This is a genomic window from Anderseniella sp. Alg231-50, from assembly GCF_900149695.1.
In the GTDB taxonomy this organism is placed as follows: domain Bacteria; phylum Pseudomonadota; class Alphaproteobacteria; order Rhizobiales; family Aestuariivirgaceae; genus Anderseniella.
The window spans coordinates 150,333-167,772 of record NZ_LT703007.1; the positions used below are offsets into that span (position 1 = coordinate 150,333).

18 protein-coding genes are annotated in these 17,440 nt (G+C 58.3%); 5 read left to right on the top strand and 13 right to left on the bottom strand.

Annotated elements, in window-relative coordinates:
- Positions 1-28: 28 nt before the first annotated feature.
- Positions 29-1,099 carry a cyclase family protein gene (locus tag DHN55_RS20710; RefSeq protein WP_337660621.1) on the bottom strand — a complete coding sequence of 357 codons (1,071 nt, stop codon included), beginning with the start codon at positions 1,097-1,099 and terminating at the stop codon, positions 29-31.
- Between the two features lie 223 nt (positions 1,100-1,322).
- On the opposite strand from DHN55_RS20710, the gene DHN55_RS20715 reads away from it, so the two are divergent.
- The 3 genes from DHN55_RS20715 to DHN55_RS20725 all read left to right on the top strand — a co-directional run bounded on the left by DHN55_RS20715 (position 1,323) and on the right by DHN55_RS20725 (position 5,702).
- Positions 1,323-3,020, top strand: coding sequence for a hypothetical protein (locus DHN55_RS20715; protein ID WP_337660622.1), 1,698 nt, complete (start codon positions 1,323-1,325; stop codon positions 3,018-3,020).
- A complete protein-coding gene (locus tag DHN55_RS20720; protein WP_108883459.1) occupies positions 3,017-3,769 on the top strand; it encodes an NAD(P)-binding domain-containing protein in 753 nt (250 codons plus the stop codon). Before DHN55_RS20715 ends, DHN55_RS20720 begins: the two co-directional genes overlap by 4 nt.
- A gap of 475 nt (positions 3,770-4,244) precedes the next feature.
- On the top strand, positions 4,245-5,702 hold the full coding sequence (locus tag DHN55_RS20725) for a DEAD/DEAH box helicase (protein WP_108883460.1): 1,458 nt from the start codon (positions 4,245-4,247) through the stop codon (positions 5,700-5,702).
- 25 nt (positions 5,703-5,727) lie between these two features.
- Here DHN55_RS20725 and sufA read toward each other — a convergent pair whose 3' ends face one another.
- The 11 genes from sufA to DHN55_RS20780 are packed head-to-tail and all read right to left on the bottom strand — an operon-like array spanning position 5,728 to position 14,030.
- Positions 5,728-6,132, bottom strand: coding sequence for a Fe-S cluster assembly scaffold SufA (gene sufA, locus DHN55_RS20730; protein ID WP_337660623.1), 405 nt, complete (start codon positions 6,130-6,132; stop codon positions 5,728-5,730).
- A 6-nt stretch (positions 6,133-6,138) separates the two neighbouring features.
- The gene (locus DHN55_RS20735; protein ID WP_108883461.1) at positions 6,139-6,546 is read right to left on the bottom strand and encodes an SUF system Fe-S cluster assembly protein; all 408 of its coding nucleotides are present in this window, start codon (positions 6,544-6,546) and stop codon (positions 6,139-6,141) included.
- Positions 6,547-6,559: 13 nt separating this feature from the next.
- Positions 6,560-7,816 carry a SufS family cysteine desulfurase gene (locus DHN55_RS20740; RefSeq protein ID WP_108883462.1) on the bottom strand — a complete coding sequence of 419 codons (1,257 nt, stop codon included), beginning with the start codon at positions 7,814-7,816 and terminating at the stop codon, positions 6,560-6,562.
- Positions 7,809-8,189, bottom strand: coding sequence for a VOC family protein (locus DHN55_RS20745; protein ID WP_108883642.1), 381 nt, complete (start codon positions 8,187-8,189; stop codon positions 7,809-7,811). The genes DHN55_RS20740 and DHN55_RS20745 overlap by 8 nt, the downstream gene beginning before the upstream one ends.
- 10 nt (positions 8,190-8,199) lie before the next feature.
- Entirely contained in the window at positions 8,200-9,495 is a 1,296-nt protein-coding gene (sufD, locus tag DHN55_RS20750; RefSeq protein ID WP_108883463.1) for a Fe-S cluster assembly protein SufD, read from the bottom strand.
- A 15-nt stretch (positions 9,496-9,510) separates the two neighbouring features.
- A complete protein-coding gene (gene sufC, locus DHN55_RS20755; RefSeq protein ID WP_108883464.1) occupies positions 9,511-10,257 on the bottom strand; it encodes a Fe-S cluster assembly ATPase SufC in 747 nt (248 codons plus the stop codon).
- Between the two features lie 20 nt (positions 10,258-10,277).
- A complete protein-coding gene (locus tag DHN55_RS20760) occupies positions 10,278-10,631 on the bottom strand; it encodes a hypothetical protein (RefSeq protein ID WP_108883465.1) in 354 nt (117 codons plus the stop codon).
- Entirely contained in the window at positions 10,628-10,873 is a 246-nt protein-coding gene (locus tag DHN55_RS20765; RefSeq protein ID WP_108883466.1) for a hypothetical protein, read from the bottom strand. Before DHN55_RS20765 ends, DHN55_RS20760 begins: the two co-directional genes overlap by 4 nt.
- 8 nt (positions 10,874-10,881) lie before the next feature.
- Positions 10,882-12,399, bottom strand: a complete 1,518-nt coding sequence (sufB, locus tag DHN55_RS20770) for a Fe-S cluster assembly protein SufB (RefSeq protein WP_108883467.1) — start codon at positions 12,397-12,399, stop codon at positions 10,882-10,884.
- 29 nt (positions 12,400-12,428) lie between these two features.
- On the bottom strand, positions 12,429-13,544 hold the full coding sequence (locus DHN55_RS20775; protein WP_108883468.1) for an aminotransferase class V-fold PLP-dependent enzyme: 1,116 nt from the start codon (positions 13,542-13,544) through the stop codon (positions 12,429-12,431).
- A gap of 12 nt (positions 13,545-13,556) precedes the next feature.
- Positions 13,557-14,030: an Rrf2 family transcriptional regulator gene (locus DHN55_RS20780; protein ID WP_108883469.1), complete on the bottom strand. Its 474-nt coding sequence runs from the start codon at positions 14,028-14,030 to the stop codon at positions 13,557-13,559.
- Between the two features lie 306 nt (positions 14,031-14,336).
- On the opposite strand from DHN55_RS20780, the gene DHN55_RS20785 reads away from it, so the two are divergent.
- A complete protein-coding gene (locus tag DHN55_RS20785) occupies positions 14,337-14,993 on the top strand; it encodes an alpha/beta fold hydrolase (RefSeq protein ID WP_108883470.1) in 657 nt (218 codons plus the stop codon).
- Between the two features lie 22 nt (positions 14,994-15,015).
- Here DHN55_RS20785 and DHN55_RS20790 read toward each other — a convergent pair whose 3' ends face one another.
- A complete protein-coding gene (locus DHN55_RS20790; RefSeq protein ID WP_108883471.1) occupies positions 15,016-16,131 on the bottom strand; it encodes an anhydro-N-acetylmuramic acid kinase in 1,116 nt (371 codons plus the stop codon).
- Positions 16,132-16,180: 49 nt separating this feature from the next.
- Here DHN55_RS20790 and tyrS point away from each other — a divergent pair, with 49 nt between their 5' ends.
- Positions 16,181-17,416 carry a tyrosine--tRNA ligase gene (tyrS, locus tag DHN55_RS20795; protein WP_108883472.1) on the top strand — a complete coding sequence of 412 codons (1,236 nt, stop codon included), beginning with the start codon at positions 16,181-16,183 and terminating at the stop codon, positions 17,414-17,416.
- Positions 17,417-17,440 lie beyond the last annotated feature (24 nt).

Genomic DNA, 17,440 nt, shown 5'->3' on the forward strand with positions numbered 1-17,440 from the left:
AAGGTTTCTTTTCGTCTTTCTCGTTCAGTTACTGGCCCGGTACGCCTATCGCCACAGGCCGGACCGGTGAGCCTGCGTGGCCCTTCTCGCGCAGCGGCAGGATCATCGTGCACGAGGTCCAGACCTGATCTTTGGCCAGGGCTCCCAGATTGGCATTCTGAATCTGATGGATGCCTGCGACCGCCAGATTGTAATGATGGATAAAGAACGGCAAACCCTGGTCCATGCCCTGGGGCGGCGGGCTCTTGCGGGCAAGCTGGCCATCGGCAACCGGGTCGGTGAACGGATTATCGAGCGCCAGCAGAACAATCTTGCGCTCGGCCAGGTATTTTGCAGCATCGATCGCCAGCCCCGGTCCCTTGCTGTAATAGCTCTTGTCCTTGTCCGGATCAGACCAGTTGTCTCCCCAGCCGGTATAGATATAGACGACATCACCGGGCAGGATGCCGCGCCAGTCAAGCCCCTGGGCGGCGACCATGGCCTCGATGTCAGCTTTGGTCACCAGCGTTCCCGGTTCAAGAGTTTTGCCGCCTCCCATATGCTTTTTCGCGTCCAGCAGGACCGCAGATGTGACGATCGGCGGCACGTTTTCGATGCCGAGCTTCAGCAATGGTGAGTCTGGCGTCGGCTTCACGTCCGCCTGGCTGTGATTGCCGTAATACTGCGCTGATCCCAGCGGCGCCTCGCCCTCGCCATTCCAGGCCTTGTCGTAATAGGCGAAATGGCCCAGCGCATCCATTTGCGTTCCTTGCGCGCCCGGCTCTCCGCCATTGACCTGCTCGCCGTTGAACACATGGCGCGTTCCGGGCAGCGAAACAGACGGCGTATAGGTATAAGACAAGGGGCGGCCGAACGGCGATGCCGGCATGGTGTTGGAGCGCACATGATTGAGCTCATAGACTTTGGAGGCCGTGTTGGCCATGTGGGCGGAACACCTGAGCCACGTCCCGGCACCCAGTGTGTTTGCCATGCCTTTCTGGTCACCGGCCGGCCAGGGCCCGGTCGGCACCAGCGCCTTCGACTGTTCGACCAGGGCCTTCTGCTGGTCCGACGCAGCCTGTGATGAAACCGGCGCTGCAATGAATATACCGAGTGCCAAGACAGTTGCTCCCGCGCAGCGTCCGACCTTTATCCAATCCGCTTTCCTGCCCATGGTGTCCTCCCAATATGTCTGTTTTCTGAAAGTAAATAACAAACACGGCGGGGCGTCCATTTGTTTGTGCCCTGCCAGGTCGGGATAAGGCTGCAGACAGTCAACACACACGCTTGCTTCCTGGTGTGGCAGGCACTAACCGTTAGCAATGCTTACCCGCACGGATATATTGCCTGAGCAAGATTTACCCGATACCGAGGAATTGATCGGGCACGGCCATGACCTGGCACAGGAGTGGCAGGTTCAGCCCGGAGCCTTCCTCAAACACCATGGCGTTCCAAGTGAGGCTGAGTATAAACGCACAGGAACTGCCGCCGGCAATCTTATGCAGCACGCCCAGATCGGATGGCGCGATCCGATCAAATCCCGCGCCGCGTGGGCTGAAATACATGAGCGATGTGCCGCAGACAATGTCACTGTTGACCGGTACGGTATCTGTCTCGACTGGTCGATGGGTATTCCGCGCGATGATCGCGGTGACGCCATGCGCGGCACCGGCCTAATCCTGGACGGACCGGAAGATTTTGTCAGACTGACTGAAGCAGCACCGGTGGCGCCGCATTTCGGGGACTTCGTGCTCGGGTTCCCGGCGTCTGTTGAAAACACCTGTGCTGCTCTCAGCGCCGGGTCCACCAGCATCGGCAACCTCGGGCAGTATTTCACCTTTCGCCTGCAAAACCATTCCGACGATGTGATGTGCACCACAGCAACCCTAACTGCGCTCGCCCTGATCGCCGCACAACCGGTACCGGTACTGGTGCATTCCAACCTGGATGACGGGTTTGCTGCGCTGTTCGGGGACCTGTCGAGTGCGCTCGGCGCGGTACTGCTGGAACGCCATATCGGCGCCCTGATCGGTGTCGAGATGAGCCATTGCTGGGGCCATCATTTTTCCGACCCCGTGCGCCGCCTCGCCTTCCATCTTGCGCTGGCCGTTGTTTCCGACACGCCCGGCACCATGATCTACGGCAACACGACGAGTTACCGGGGATCGCGGGAAGAAAACTTCGCCAGCCTGTCGAGTTACCTCTCCATCGACATTGCCGGGCAGTTGCTGAAACCGACCGGCCACGCGATCAATCCGGTGCCGGTGTCGGAAAACGAACGCATCCCGGATGTTGAAGAAGTCATCGAAGCCCAGTTGTTCGCTGCCCGCCTCGCCACCCACGAGGCCCGGCACATGCCGCTTCTGGACACCACCCCTGCCCGCGCGCTGGCAGACCGGATTACAACTGGCGGCAAAACCTTCTTCGACAATGCCCTGAACTGCCTGACCGCGGCAGGAATTGATACGGACAGCCCGTTCGAGATGTTGCTGGCGATCCGCCGCCTGGGCGGCAGGCGCCTGGAAACGATGTGTGCGACCGCGGACGACAGAATTCCGTCCGACATCGCCGAGGAAGTGGCTGAGATGGCCCAGACCCACTTGTCACGCGTACCGCAAGGAGACCGCCTGGCACTGGCCGGCATGGCTCCGCGCATCCTCACTGCCACCACGGATGTGCACGAACACGGAAAGCTGGTACTGGACGAAGTGTTGTCGAGCGCTGGTGCCACACTGCTCGACGGCGGCACATCCGTCGAACCTCAGGCGCTGGCGGAAGCGGCTCTTGCCGAACAGGCAGACGCCATCGCATTGTCCACCTATAACGGCGTTGCGCTGAATTATTACAATACGTTGCGCCAACAGGTTGGCAATCAGATTCCGGTTCTGATCGGCGGCCGTCTCAACCAGGTACCGGACACCTCCAACACATCACTGCCGGTGGATGTCGGTGACCAGCTCTCAGCGGCGGGTGCCCTTGTCTGCCGAGAAATCGAAGATGCGGTCCCCGCCCTGCTCACTGCTTTGAAGGAAACAAAATGACCACGACAATTGGTATTATCGGCGCCGGCCATCTCATCAAGCACATGATGCCGGCGATGGCCAAAACCGGCTCCCGCTTCCTGGTTTCAGAACGCGGCCGCAAAACATCAGCTGAACTGGCGGAACAGTACGGCGTTGAGGTCCTGTCAGACAACCAGGCAATCGTCGACCGGTCCGATCTGGTCATTGTTGCAGTACGCCCGTTTGACGCCGTGGAGATATGCAAGGCGCTTACCTTCGCCGACGGCCAGACGGTCCTGAGCCTGTGCGCCGGTTTGCCGTCGTCAGACCTTGCCCCTGTCGTTGCCCCGGCTGACCTTGTGATGGCCATGCCGGTAGTTGCAGCCCAGTTTTCCGAAAGCCCCACGCTGATGTTCCCTGAAAACCAGAAATGCCGGGAGCTGCTGGAATCGTGCGGCCCGGTGCTGGCCCTGAAAAAGGAAGACAGCTTTGCGCCGGCAGCAACCATTGCATGCTATTACGGCTGGGTGCAGGAACTGATATCGCAGATGTCCGACTGGGTTTCGGCACAAGGCGTTGACCCTGAAGTTGCCCGGCTGCTCACGGCCCAGATGACCCGTGCAGCGGCCACCACGGTGCGAGAACGCCCGACAACGCCGACCTCGCAACTGGTGTCCGAACTGGCCACTCCGCGCTCGTTCACGCTGAAGGGGCTGGAAGTACTGCATGAAGCCGACGCCTTCACACCCTGGAAGCGGGCTGCCGATGCACTATTGAGAACCGATTAACCCCGTTCAAAATGACGCAAGGCGCAATATACCAAAGAAGGTGGTTATTGACCCTTTTGATGGAGACAAATCCGTCCACTCTGACAGGCGCGGTACGCAGCGCGATGCGGTGCATCGGGCAAGCGCCGCAACGCACCAGACGGACGGATTTGGCCCACCAGAGGCCGGCCTTTCGGGTCCGCCGGGCGTCGTTATGCTCCACTTGTGGTCAACCAGACCAAGGCGTGAAGCATGCCTAGCCGACAAACCCGAAAAACCGGTCAAAAGGGGTCAATAACCACCTTCTTTGGTATAGTTTGACATTTTGGCCGCGAATCCCCATACAAGGCGCATACGTTTCGGCGCCAGGCGTGAGGTGCCGTAAAAGAGGACACAGACATCCGGTCTGGTCCCGGCACATCAACCAGCTACATGGGGCGCGGCGAAAAATATCCGCCAGCCCGTGCAGCGCTTATAGAACGGTCTATAGAACTTAATGACATTCGATACACTTGGCCTTAGCGAAAAGGTCCTCGGCGCGGTCACCGACGCCGGTTTTTCCGAACCTACGAAAATTCAGGCAGAAGCCATTCCACCCGCGCTCGAGCGCAAGGATGTGTTGGGCCTGGCCCAGACGGGTTCGGGCAAGACAGCGGCGTTTACGCTGCCAATGCTCAACATTCTTGAAAAGGGACGCGCCCGCGCGCGCATGCCGCGCACGCTTATCCTGGAACCGACCAGGGAACTGGCAGCACAGGTCCATGAAGCGTTTGAACTGCTCGGCAAGAACCACAAGCTGAACATTGCCCTGCTCATGGGCGGTGTGTCTTTCGAAGAACAGAACCGCAAGATCGATCGTGGCGCAGATGTTGTGATCGCAACACCGGGCCGCCTGCTCGACCATGTGGAGCGCGGCAAGCTGATGCTCACCCATATCGAGATTTTCGTTGTCGATGAAGCAGACCGCATGCTCGACATGGGCTTTATTCCCGATATCGAGCGCGTCGCCAAGCTGTTGCCGATCACCCGGCAGACGCTGTTTTTCTCGGCCACCATGCCGCCTGAAATCCAGCGCCTGACCAACCAGTTCCTGCACAACCCGGTTGAAATCAAGGCGCAGGCACTGTCATCCACGGCAGAAACCATTACCCAGCGCGCGGTCTATGCGCCTTCCGACGACACATCAAAGCGCGATGCGTTGCGCGACCTGATGCGCGGACATGCCGACGATGTCAAAAACGGCATCATCTTTGCCAACCGGAAGACAACCGTCGCGGTCCTGGAAAAATCATTGCAGAAGCACGGGTTTTCCTGCGGTGCATTGCATGGCGACATGGACCAGCGCGCACGACTGAAGACGCTGGATGCATTCCGCAACAACGACATAACCTACCTGATCGCTTCCGACGTGGCCGCCCGCGGTCTCGACATTCCGGACGTCAGCCATGTCTACAATTATGACGTGCCGACGCATTCGGAAGACTACGTGCACCGCATTGGCCGTACCGGCCGTGCCGGCCGGCTGGGCAATGCCTACACGCTGGTGAAGTGGGAAGAGTTTCGGGCGATCAAGGACATTGAAGACCTGATCAAGAAGCCCATCGACTGGGATGGCGAAGCGCCTACCGACGAGGAAATCGCGGAGTCCATAGCCTCAAAAGGCAAACGCCGCCGTGGCAGCAAGTCAGCCGGACCGAAAGCGAAGGCGAAGGCTCCCGCGAAGAAATCGAAACCCAAAAAGGCGGAAGAAAAGGTCGACGTGGCTGAAAAGCAGGAACAATCCAGCGCTGAAGCCAAACCTGAAAAGCGTCACTCAGAAGAAAAGCCGCAGCGCGAGCGCGGCGGCAGAGGCCGTGGCCGAGGCGGCAAAGGCCGTGACAATGATCACGACGACACACCGTCCATGTTCACCGAAGAAAACATGCCGGCCTTCCTGGCACGTCCGGTCATCTAAATATCTGAATACAGCGGAAAGCGGGTCAGCCGCGCTGCAGCACGTCGGCGGATACAGGCGTCAACTCAATAGACTCGCCACATCCGCAGGCGCTGGTCTGGTTCGGATTGTTGAACACAAAGCCTGACCGCAATTTGGTGACTTCATAGTCCATCGTGGTGCCGAACAGGAACAGGATTGCCTTTGCCTCGATCAGGACACGGGCACCCCTGTCTTCGATCACCTCATCAAACTTGTCGGGTTCATCAACGAAGTCCATGGTGTATTCCATACCGGCACAGCCACCGTTCTTGACGCCGATGCGCAGGCCGCCGGTATCCTTTTCGGACCGGGCCATCAGGTGCTTGATCCGCTCAACTGCCGCATCTGTCAATGACAGTACCGCCGGCATGGCGCGGGTGTTTGAGGTATTTACTTCAATAGCAGTCATTTCACCTCACCACATGTTCAGAGCGACACGCGCTTCATCCGACATGCGCGACGGATCCCACGGCGGGTCGAAAACCAGCTGCACATCGACATCCATGACACCTTCGACGGTGCGTACCGCGTCGGCCACCCAGCCCGGCATTTCGCCAGCCACGGGACAGCCTGGCGCGGTCAGCGTCATATCGACCTTCACCGAGCGGTCATCCTCGACATCGATCTTGTAAATCAGCCCGAGTTCAAAAATATCGACCGGAATTTCCGGGTCGTAAACGGTCTTGATCGCCGCGATCATGTCATCGGTCAACCGGCTGAGCTCTTCCTTCGGTATAGCTGATGTTACCGCCGGGTCCTGGTGTTCCGCTTCAACTGTCTCTGGAACAGGTGCGGGAGCGCATGATGTGCTTGTATCAGTCATGATTTAAACCCTATCACATAAACATCTTCTGTGCAGATGTAAGCGCTGCTGCCAGCCGATCAACATCTGCGGTGTTGTTGTACATGCCAAACGACGCCCGGCAGGTTGCTGTCACGCCAAATTTCTGCAAAAGCGGCATGGCGCAATGGGTGCCGGCGCGAACCGCCACGCCGTGCCGGTCGATGACGGTTGATATGTCATGGGCATGCGCACCTTCCATGGCAAAAGAGATAATCGCGCCCTTGGTCGGCGACGTGCCGAATATTTTCAGCGAATTGATGTGCGCCAGGCGCTCGTTGGCATATTGCAGCAGCGATGCTTCGTGTGCCGCGATAGCTTCACGCCCTATACTGTCCATATAGTCAAGTGCAGCCCCCAGTCCAATAGCCTGGACGATGGCCGGTGTGCCTGCTTCAAACCGGTGCGGCGGATCATTGTAGGTCACGCCATCCTCGGTCACCTCGATAATCATCTCACCGCCGCCCTGGTATGGCGGCATCCCGGCCAGCAACTCCTTCTTGCCGTACAAGACACCGATGCCGGACGGTCCGTAGGTCTTGTGACCGGTGAAAACATAAAAATCAGCGTCGAGATCCTGCACATCCACCGGCATGTGGACCGCGCTCTGTGACCCGTCGACCAGCACCGGAATGCCGCGTTCATGGGCAATCGCGATAATCTCCTTGATCGGCACAACTGTCCCGAAAGCATTCGACATGTGGGTAATCGCCACCATTTTGGTGCGCGGTGTCAGTGTCTTGATGAAATCTTCCACATGCAGCGTGCCTTCGTCATCGACCGGCACCCAGCGGATGTTGGCGCCCCGGTGCTCGCGGTGAAAATGCCACGGCACGATATTGGAGTGATGTTCAAGAATGGAAATGACGATGTCATCACCCTCGCCGATGACCATGCCGCCAAAACTCTGGGCGACCAGATTGATGGCATCGGTCGCATTGCGGGTGAAGATCACCTGGTCGGTTGACGGCGCATTGAGGAAGCGGCGGGCGCTTTCACGGGCATCCTCGAAGGCTTGCGTCGCGGTATTCGACAAGTAGTGCAGCCCGCGATGCACATTGGCGTACTCTTCCGAATAGGCGGTCTGGATCCGGTCCAGCACAACTTGCGGCTTTTGCGCTGATGCGCCGTTGTCGAGATAGGTCAGCGGCTTGTCGCCATAGACTGGCTTCGACAGGATTGGAAAGTCCGCCCTGATCTTTTCGACATTATACCCGGATGCGGGCTCAATGGTCTTGGCTATCTCATTCATAAGACATGAACTCCATCAGCGATCCATCGGGATCGCGGAAATAAACACTGGTACCCTGGCCCATTGCGCCGTGTCGCTCGCTCGGGCCTTCCTCGATCTTGATGTTATGCGCCTGCAAGTGTTCGATGGCACCGGAAATCGGTCCGTGCCAGCGAAAGCACAGATCACTGTTGCCGGGCTTCACCGGCAGCTTGGCAACCGGCGAACCATGCTGATCCGGTCCGTGGATGTTCAACTGCTGCTCACCCCAGCGGAACTGGTAGCCATTGCCAAACTCAATCGCCTCAGCTCCCATGACATCAACATAGAACGCCCTTGCCTTGTCCCAGTCGGAGACGTGGATCACACAATGATCGAGGGTGATGCGGGTCATGACACTTGCCTCAGCCCGCCTTCCGCCGTGCCAGCCAGCCTTCGGCCAGTTCACCCAACACGTCTCGGATCGCGTCGCTTTCCACGTCGTCGAAGGCTTCAGCGGCAAAGGCGCCGATCAGCATGGACTTGGCTTCTGTCTCGGAAATGCCGCGTGCGCGCAGATAGAACATCTGGTTCTCGTCCAGATCACCGGATGTCGCACCGTGGCCGCAGACCACGTCATCGGCATAGATTTCCAGCTCGGGCTTGGCATCAAACTCGGCGTCATCCGACAGGAGCAAGGCATGCGATGACTGGTTGCCATCGGTTTTCTGGGCATCGCGGCGAACGATCGCCTTGCCCTGAAACACGCCGCGGGCCGCTTCGTCCATCACGCACTTGAACAGTTCGCGCGACAGGCAGTTCGGCACGGCATGGTCAATCACCAGCCGGGTATCGTTATGCTGCTTGCCGGTGAGCAGGAAGGCGCCGGACACGTGGCTTTCGGTATGTTCACCGGCAAAGGTAATGAACCCCTGCTGACGGGTGGCGTGTCCGCCAATGGTCAGGGTGAAATCCTTCAGGTGGGCACTGTCGGCCAGATGCACTTCGGTATTGGAAAGGTGAATCGCTTCAAGACCTTCCTCCTGCACCTTCACCCGGTCCAGCCGGGCATTGTCTGCGATATGCAGTTGTGTCACGGCATTGTGGACATATTCACCGGCGCCGCCGATATGGGTTTCGATCAGGGTTGCGGATGCACCCTCTTCCAGCACAACCACATTGCGGGTCGTGTAGGTGGCAGCCTGTTCAGCAGTGGTCACGAACAACAGTTCAATCGGCGCGTCCATGCCGGACCCGGCCTTGACCCTGAGACCGGCACCGTCACTCATGTAAGCAAGGTTGAGGGCGGCAATCGGGTCCGTTGATCCCGCGACCAGCTTTTCCGACATCCAGCCCGGCAGGTCACCAGACCCAAGGCGGGCAAATTCAACATCACCGGTGGCCGGCATGGTTGAGCGGTCTGCATCAAAGGCACCATCCACAAACACCAGGCGCGCGCGCGCAACGTCGCCGAACGGCGAAGCCGCAATCAGCGCATCTATGGTGTCGGCAGACGCAGTGGTTCCGGAGACAGGCGGCAACGGGCTGGACATCAACTGGCGCAGGTCCGTCCACTTCCAGTCTTCCATGCGCCGGTGCGGCAAGCCTGTTTCGGCAAACTGCGCAAACGCAGACTTGCGCACATCCGCCAAAGCACCTTGCGGATTGAAGGCGTCCGTATAGGCGTTTTCCGCCGGTGTTTTCATCAAGGTAACTGTCATGACTTCAATCCTGCCTTACGCTGCAAATGCCGCGTAACCGTCCTTTTCCAGTTCAAGCGCCAGTTCCTTGCCGCCCGACTTCACAATCTTGCCGTCGGACATGACATGCACCTTGTCCGGCACAATGTAATCAAGCAGGCGCTGATAGTGAGTGATGACCAGCATGGCGCGCTCCGGAGACCGCAGTGCGTTGACGCCTTCTGCAACGACACGCAGAGCGTCGATATCAAGTCCGGAATCGGTTTCATCCAGAACACACAGGCCCGGCTCGAGCACGGCCATCTGCAGGATTTCAGCACGCTTCTTCTCACCGCCGGAAAAGCCGACATTGACCGGGCGCTTTAACATGTCCGTGGTCACGTTCAGCTGCTCTGCCTTGCCGCGTACCAACCGCATGAAATCAGGCGTGGTCATTTCGCTTTCGCCGCGCGCCTTGCGCTGGGCATTCAGTGCCACCTTCAGGAACTGCATGGTGGCTACACCGGGGATTTCAATCGGATACTGGAACGCCAGGAACACGCCGGCTGCGGCACGTTCGTCGATTTCCATTTCCAGCAGGTCTTCACCGTTGTAGGTGATCGAGCCTTCGGTGACTTCGTAACCGGGACGGCCAGCCAGCACATAGGACAAAGTGGACTTGCCGGAGCCGTTCGGGCCCATAATGGCATTCACTTCGCCTGCATTGATGGTCAGGTCCAGACCCTTGATAATCTGCTTGTCCTCTTCCTCGAGGCTCACATGCAGGTTCTTGATTTCAAGCATTTTCGTAATTCCCTGTTTTCCTAGTCATTCCTGGCAAACGAGTGCGTCACTGCGATTTTGCCGATAATGTTTGCGTTAAATTCAGCCAGATCTTCCGCCGGCACCCAATATTCTTCATGGGTCTTTCCACCCACGACCTTCTTCTCAAACCTGTTCAGATAGTCACTCTCGACTTCGAACTTCGTTACATATCCCTTGCCGTCAGCGTTGTGTTTCACGTTCCAGTCGCGCGCGATCTGCACAGCGTAGTCCTCGTTGGTAACCGGATAGAAAATCGGCTGTTCCGGCAGTCTTGGCGGAAAAGCACTCCAGCTACTGTCTTCAATCAGCTTCAGCTCCTTGCTACCAACCGGTCTGTACAGCACGGTACTCACTTCGGTTGCGTCCCTTTGATCATCTTCATCAACCCGCCTGCGGCCCAAGCGACAAATCCAACTGCTCCGATAATCATCGGCACGTTCAGCCAGGCCCGGCCGCCTTCACTGGTTCCGCCGATTCCGATGTCGAAAACCCAGAACAGAACCCCGAACGGCAGCGTCAGAAGGAATATCTTGCGCGCCTTGGCGGTGAATTCTTCCAGGCTGCCGAAGCGGGGCTGAAACAGACGGTCGAACATGGCTTCGGCTACCCCACACTGCCTTCCAGCGAAATGCCGATCAGCTTCTGGGTTTCGGCCATGAACTCCATCGGCAGCTGCTGCAGCACGTCGCGCACGAACCCGTTGACGACCAGCGCCACGGCTTCTTCTTCGTCGAGGCCGCGCGACTGGCAGTAGAACATCATGTCGTCGGAAATTTTCGACGTGGTCGCTTCATGTTCAAACGTCGCGGTGCGGGTTTTCGATTCGATGTATGGCACCGTGTGAGCACCGCACTTGTCACCAATCAGCAAGGAGTCACACTGGGTGAAATTACGGGCTCCCTTTGCTTTCTTGTGGGTTGTCACCAAGCCACGATAGGTGTTGTCGGAATGACCGGCTGCAATGCCCTTTGAAATGATCCGGCTCGACGTGTTCTTGCCGAGATGGATCATCTTGGTGCCTGAATCGACCTGCTGGTGACCGTTGGAGATGGCGATCGAGTAGAACTCGCCCACCGAATTGTCCCCACGCAGGATGCAGCTCGGATACTTCCAGGTTACTGCGGAGCCGGTTTCTACCTGGGTCCACGACACCTTGGAGTTGTCACCGCGGCAATCGGCACGCTTGGTCACGAAGTTGTAGATACCGCCATTGCCGTCCTTGTCGCCGGGATACCAGTTCTGCACGGTGGAGTACTTGATCTCCGCGTCTTCCATGGCAACCAGTTCAACCACGGCAGCATGCAGCTGGTTCTCGTCACGCATCGGTGCGGTACAGCCTTCCAGGTACGAAACGTAAGAACCCTTTTCCGCTATGATGAGCGTGCGTTCGAACTGGCCGGTGTTTTCCGCGTTGATGCGGAAATAGGTCGACAGTTCCATCGGGCAGCGAACACCTTCGGGAATGAACACGAACGAACCATCGGTGAACACGGCGGAATTGAGCGCCGCATAATAATTGTCACCCTGGGGCACCACGGAGAACAGGTACTTCTTCACCAGTTCGGGATGCTCGCGAATGGCTTCAGAAATGGAGCAGAAGATGACACCGGCCTTGGCAAGTTCCTTCTTGAAAGTCGTCACCACCGACACGCTGTCAAACACCGCGTCCACGGCCACCTTGCCGGAGGCGTAGGATGGGCCGGCATCTTCATCGAGAGTGCTCGGCTCGTCGTGCTTGCGCACGCCTGCCAGAAGCTCCTGCTCTTTCAGCGGAATGCCGAGCTTTTCGTATGTCCGCAGCAGTTCGGGATCAACCTCGTCCAGGCTCTTCGGCCCGGTCTGTCCCTTTGGTGCGGAGTAGAAATAGATGTCCTGGAAGTCGATCTTCGGATAGCTGACCTTGGCCCAGTCCGGCTCATCCATCTTCTGCCAGCGGGCATAGGCGTCGAGGCGCTGTTCCAGCATCCATTCCGGCTCTTCCTTCTTGGCGGAGATGAACTTGATGACGTCCTCCGAGAGCCCCTTGGGCGCGGTATCGGATTCAATAATCGTCTCAAAGCCGTACTTGTACTTGTCGACGTCAATTTCCTTGACGCGCTCGATTGTTTCAATATCAGGCATTCTCGCCTCTCTCCTTACCTGCTAATCACTCAGGCAGCCGCCGCACGCGCCACGTGGCGTCCGGCAATTTTCTGCCAACTATCTGAAAACCTGTTCACATCTTCTACGGTGGATGACCATCCCAGGCTCACCCGAATTGCCGATTTTGTTGTTGCTTCACTTGCGCCCATTGCCTTGAGCACATGGCTGGCCTGAACCTTGCCGGACGAACACGCAGAGCCCGATGACACTGCAATTCCATCCAGGTCGAAAGCCATCAATGCGGTATCGGCTTCAAGACCGGTGAGCGCAAAGCACACGGTGTTGGACAGCCGGTCAACGCCGGTCGAGAACACCACAACCTCACCTGGACCAGACGCCAGGGCTGATTCAAGTTTCGCCTGCAACCCCTTGAAATCAGATTCAGTTTTGCCTGCGGCCCGAACGGCGGCCGCAAATCCGGCGATACCGGCTATATTCTCGGTGCCGGCCCGGCGCCGAAGTTCCTGGCCACCGCCGGCAACCAGCGGGGACACCGGCAATCCATCGCGTATCACCAGCGCGCCGACGCCCTGCGGGCCACCGAGCTTGTGGGCTGAAACGCTGAGCAGGTCCACGCCCAGCAATCCAAAATTCACCGGCAGCTTGCCGAACGCCTGCACCGCATCACAATGCACCAGGGCATCATGTTCGCCCGCCACCGCGACAACATCGCGAACCGGCTGAATGGCACCGGTTTCATTGTTGGCCAGCATGACGGAGACCAGGGCCCGCCCGTCACCGTTGCCAAGCAGATTGCCAAGCGCCGATACATCAACGACACCGTTTTCATCAACCGGCAGTACATCAACCGGAAGGCCGGACACTTTAGCTGCCTCCAGCACACAGGGATGCTCGATTGCCGATACGACAAGACGGTCAACACTCACGCAGCGAAGTGCCTGATTACAGCTTTCCGAACCGCCGCCTGTGAACACAATCGCCGGTGCGATGGTACCGAGCGCGCGCGCAACCTCGTCACGCGCGGTCTCGATCAGCGCACGTGCCTTGCGGCCTTCCTCATGCACCGATGATGCATTTCCCTGAAGCTCAAGCGCGGCAAGCATTGCCTCGCGGGCTTCGGGCCTTATGGGGCTGGTCGCATTATGGTCAAGGTAGGTACGCATGGGCTTCGCTGCTCAACCCTGCGCCATGTTGCTGACGGGGTGTGTCTTGGCACGGCGGATCGAGGCTTCCAGCGCCAGGTTGCGCTGGTTGACCACGTCGCCCAGTGTTACTGCAGACAGGAATCCGTAGACCTGCCGGCCAAGGGCTGCCCACAGTTCATGGGTCACGCACTTTTCGCCTTTTACACAGCCGTCAATGGCATCACCCTGGCAGCGCGTCACCTGCATCGGTTCATCCGACGCCGTCACGATATCTGCAATATTTATGCGGTCAGCCGGGCGCGCAAGCTTGTATCCGCCGCCGGGTCCACGCTGGCTTTCCACAAGACCGGCGCGGCGAAGCTTGGCAAACAGCTGCTCCAGATATTCCTGGCTGATGTCCTGGCGTTCCGACACATCTCCCAGCGGGACCAGCGTGCCTTCAGCCTGAGCGGCTATGTCCGCCATGGCCATCACTGCGTATCTGCCTTTTGTAGAGAGCTTCATGTCGTTACTCGCTGTATCGGCGCAGGAATACGTCCAGGCAAATTGCGCGATGCCCGTAAAGCTTGCATTCCGGCTGTCAAATTGTGTAAGACCCCGCCTAAGCTCCCGTTTCCGGGATACGATTCCGGTGCATGGCGGTTTCTTGAATAGTTCTAAACTGGATATAGAATACCCGACAAGCAGAGTCAACAATTCAATCCCGCCAAATCCAGCGTTTTTGCATCAATTGCAGATGAGGCAGGTCAAATCCTCGTTGCCTCGTCACCTGTGTCCCGGCAACCCTTTTAAAGACAGGACGTCAAACGCATGCCAGAGGTCATTTTTAACGGACCCGCCGGTCGCATTGAAGGCCGCTATCATCACAATCCGGAGCACGGCTCGCCAATCGCCCTGATTCTGCATCCGCATCCGCAATTCGGCGGGACGATGAACAACCCGATCGTGCATGACCTCTATTATATGTATCGCGACCGTGGATTCTCGGTGCTGCGGTTCAATTTCCGCGGTGTCGGCCGCTCGCAGGGCCTGTTCGACAACGGCGCCGGCGAACTGTCCGATGCAGCCGCCGCCCTTGACTGGATGCAGACCTACAACAAGGAAGCGGCAACCTGCTGGATTGTCGGCATTTCCTTCGGTGCGTGGATTTCCATGCAATTGCTGATGCGGCGCCCGGAAATTGCAGGCTTCATCTCAATCGCACCACTGGCAAAGCACTATGACTTCTCGTTCCTGGCGCCCTGCCCGGCATCGGGCCTGTTCGTCAACGGCCAGTATGACACCGTCACCCCGGCTGATTCCATCAATGCCCTTGTCGCCAAGCTGAAGACCCAGAAGGGCATCAAGATCGATCATGAAGTGATGCCCGACACCAATCATTTTTTTGAAGGCAAGATTCCGGAATTGACGGACATCTGTGCGGATTACCTCGACAAGCGTCTCGAGGTGGAACTGAAAGAGGAATAGCCGGGACGACGCCTGACCCTTCCTAGCCCGCGTCGGCAGGAACAAACACCAGTCCGCCGGTTACGGGTTCGCTGGTTCCCGTCGTGCCGGGCCAGGTCAATGGAAGTCCGCGCACGGACCGCACAGCCAGGTATGCCCAGGCTTCCGCTTCTACGGCATCTCCGTCGGTGTGAATGGCTTCGGCCGGCACCACTGGTGCATTTATCAGGCTGGCCAGGCATTCCATCAGAAACCGGTTCTTGCGGCCGCCTCCGCAGATCACCCAATAGGCAGGGGTCTTGCCGCACCAGCTTACGGCATCGGCAATAGTATGCGCGGTAAACATCACCAGCGTCGCTGCTCCGTCGGCAGGGTTCAGGCCGTTTACCGGGTCCAGGTTGAAACCCGCCCGATCCAGTGATTTCGGCGGCGCTTCCTGAAAATACTCATGACGGCGGAGTTCGGCGAGAACATCTTCATCCACCGTGCCGGTTCGTGCCAGTGCGCCGTCGACGTCGACGGGCTTGCCCGTATGCTGCAGGCACCAGTCATCCATCAATGCGTTGCCCGGCCCGGTATCGAAGGCCAGCAACTCACCAGTCTCATCAACGAAGGTTATGTTCCCGACCCCGCCAATATTCACGAAAGCTGTCGGCCTGCCCGGCACGTGGGCCGCCATGGCCGCATGATAGGCGCATGCCAGGGGCGCGCCCTGCCCGCCGTGGACCATATCGTTTGCACGCATATCTGCCACGACCTTCAGCCCCGTTGAATTTGCCAGCGATTGCCCGTCTCCGAGCTGAACGGTCAGCCCGGCCTCCGGACGGTGCAGCACCGTCTGACCATGAAACCCGACCACAATGTCACCTGTCTTGCCAACACCATGCTTGTCGCAGAACCAGTCAATCGCGTCAGCGTGCCAGCGGGTAATGTCTTCCTCGATCGCCGACAGTTTCCCCGGCCGCGAGTCGCGCGCCTGCAAGGCGGCGGAAAGAGCCATCGCCTCACTCAGCATGGCCCTCTGCGCAGCATCATAATCAACTGCCTCAAAAGCCATGGCTTCGACCATGCTTTCACCATCGGTGCGGATCATGGCCACATCGATGCCGTCCATTGATGTGCCGCTCATCAAACCGATTGCCGTGATTGGATTTGCCATTCGTCCTCGTCATGCTATGAGGCGTACATCCTATCACAAGAGTGTTTACATGACCTATAAATCCGACTTTCTCAACGTGCTCGACGAGCGCGGTTTCATTCACCAGTGTTCAGACTTTGACGGGCTGGATGCGCTTGCTGCGAAGCGCGAGGTCATTGCCTATGTGGGGTATGACTGTACCGCGCCATCGCTGCATATCGGCAATTTTCTCAGCATGATGATGCTGCACTGGCTGCAGGAAACCGGCAACAAGCCCATCACCCTGATGGGCGGCGGCACCACCATGGTCGGAGACCCGTCCGGCAAGGACGAAACCCGTGCCATGCGCACGCCGGAAGAAATTGAAGCCAACAAGGCATCGATCAGGGGCGTCTTCAACCAGGTACTTCAATTTGGTGACGGCCAGACCGATGCGATCATGGTCGACAACGCCGACTGGTTGCTGGAACTCAGCTATATCGACATGTTGCGCAATGTTGGCCGCCATTTCTCGGTGAACCGGATGCTGACCATGGATTCTGTTCGCCTGAGGCTGGAACGCGAACAGGAAATGAGTTTCATCGAGTTCAATTACATGGTGTGCCAGTCATACGACTATGTCGAACTGGCCAGGCGGTATGGCTGCAACCTGCAGATGGGCGGTTCGGACCAGTGGGGCAATATTGTCAACGGTGTCGATCTGGGCCGGCGCATGGGGACGCATCAGCTTTATGCCCTGACCACACCTTTGCTGACCACCTCGTCAGGCGCGAAAATGGGTAAAACGGCGCAAGGAGCAGTTTGGCTCAACGCAGAACAGTTCAGCCCGTGGGATTTCTGGCAATACTGGCGCAATACCGAAGACGGTGATGTTGCGCGTTTCCTGAAACTGTTCACCACCTTGCCGATGGATGAGATTGCCAAGCTTGAAAAACTGGACGGCGCAGAGATCAACGAAGCCAAGAAGGTGCTGGCGAACGAGGCGACAGCCCTGCTGCACGGCCGCGATGCCGCCGACGCGGCTGCGGCCACGGCCCAGAAAACCTTTGAGCAAGGCGGGCTGGCACAAGACCTGCCGACGATTTCAGGCAACCCGGGAGATGGTCTTCTGTCGCTGTTTGTGGCTGCGGGACTCGGCGCCAGCAATGGTGAAGTGCGCCGCGCCGTCACCGGCAATTCAGTGAGCGTGAACGATACAAAGATCTCCGACCCCGGTTATATCGCGGGCGAAGCCGACTTCAATGCGGACGGCTTGATGAAAATATCGCTGGGCAAAAAGCGCCATGCACTGGTGAAGCGCGACTGACGCCTGCCATGCACGCCTGGGCCG

Excerpts from the sequence above, each read along its gene's own strand:
- DHN55_RS20720 (WP_108883459.1), top strand. The coding sequence starts at position 3,017 with ATGACCACGACAATTGGTATTATCGGCGCCGGCCATCTCATCAAGCAC.
- DHN55_RS20725 (WP_108883460.1), top strand. The coding sequence starts at position 4,245 with ATGACATTCGATACACTTGGCCTTAGCGAAAAGGTCCTCGGCGCGGTC.
- sufA (WP_337660623.1), bottom strand. The coding sequence starts at position 6,132 with ATGACTGCTATTGAAGTAAATACCTCAAACACCCGCGCCATGCCGGCG.
- DHN55_RS20735 (WP_108883461.1), bottom strand. The coding sequence starts at position 6,546 with ATGACTGATACAAGCACATCATGCGCTCCCGCACCTGTTCCAGAGACA.
- DHN55_RS20740 (WP_108883462.1), bottom strand. The coding sequence starts at position 7,816 with ATGAATGAGATAGCCAAGACCATTGAGCCCGCATCCGGGTATAATGTC.
- DHN55_RS20745 (WP_108883642.1), bottom strand. The coding sequence starts at position 8,189 with ATGACCCGCATCACCCTCGATCATTGTGTGATCCACGTCTCCGACTGG.
- sufD (WP_108883463.1), bottom strand. The coding sequence starts at position 9,495 with ATGACAGTTACCTTGATGAAAACACCGGCGGAAAACGCCTATACGGAC.
- sufC (WP_108883464.1), bottom strand. The coding sequence starts at position 10,257 with ATGCTTGAAATCAAGAACCTGCATGTGAGCCTCGAGGAAGAGGACAAG.
- DHN55_RS20765 (WP_108883466.1), bottom strand. The coding sequence starts at position 10,873 with ATGTTCGACCGTCTGTTTCAGCCCCGCTTCGGCAGCCTGGAAGAATTC.
- sufB (WP_108883467.1), bottom strand. The coding sequence starts at position 12,399 with ATGCCTGATATTGAAACAATCGAGCGCGTCAAGGAAATTGACGTCGAC.
- DHN55_RS20775 (WP_108883468.1), bottom strand. The coding sequence starts at position 13,544 with ATGCGTACCTACCTTGACCATAATGCGACCAGCCCCATAAGGCCCGAA.
- DHN55_RS20780 (WP_108883469.1), bottom strand. The coding sequence starts at position 14,030 with ATGAAGCTCTCTACAAAAGGCAGATACGCAGTGATGGCCATGGCGGAC.
- DHN55_RS20785 (WP_108883470.1), top strand. The coding sequence starts at position 14,337 with ATGCCAGAGGTCATTTTTAACGGACCCGCCGGTCGCATTGAAGGCCGC.
- DHN55_RS20790 (WP_108883471.1), bottom strand. The coding sequence starts at position 16,131 with ATGGCAAATCCAATCACGGCAATCGGTTTGATGAGCGGCACATCAATG.
- tyrS (WP_108883472.1), top strand. The coding sequence starts at position 16,181 with ATGACCTATAAATCCGACTTTCTCAACGTGCTCGACGAGCGCGGTTTC.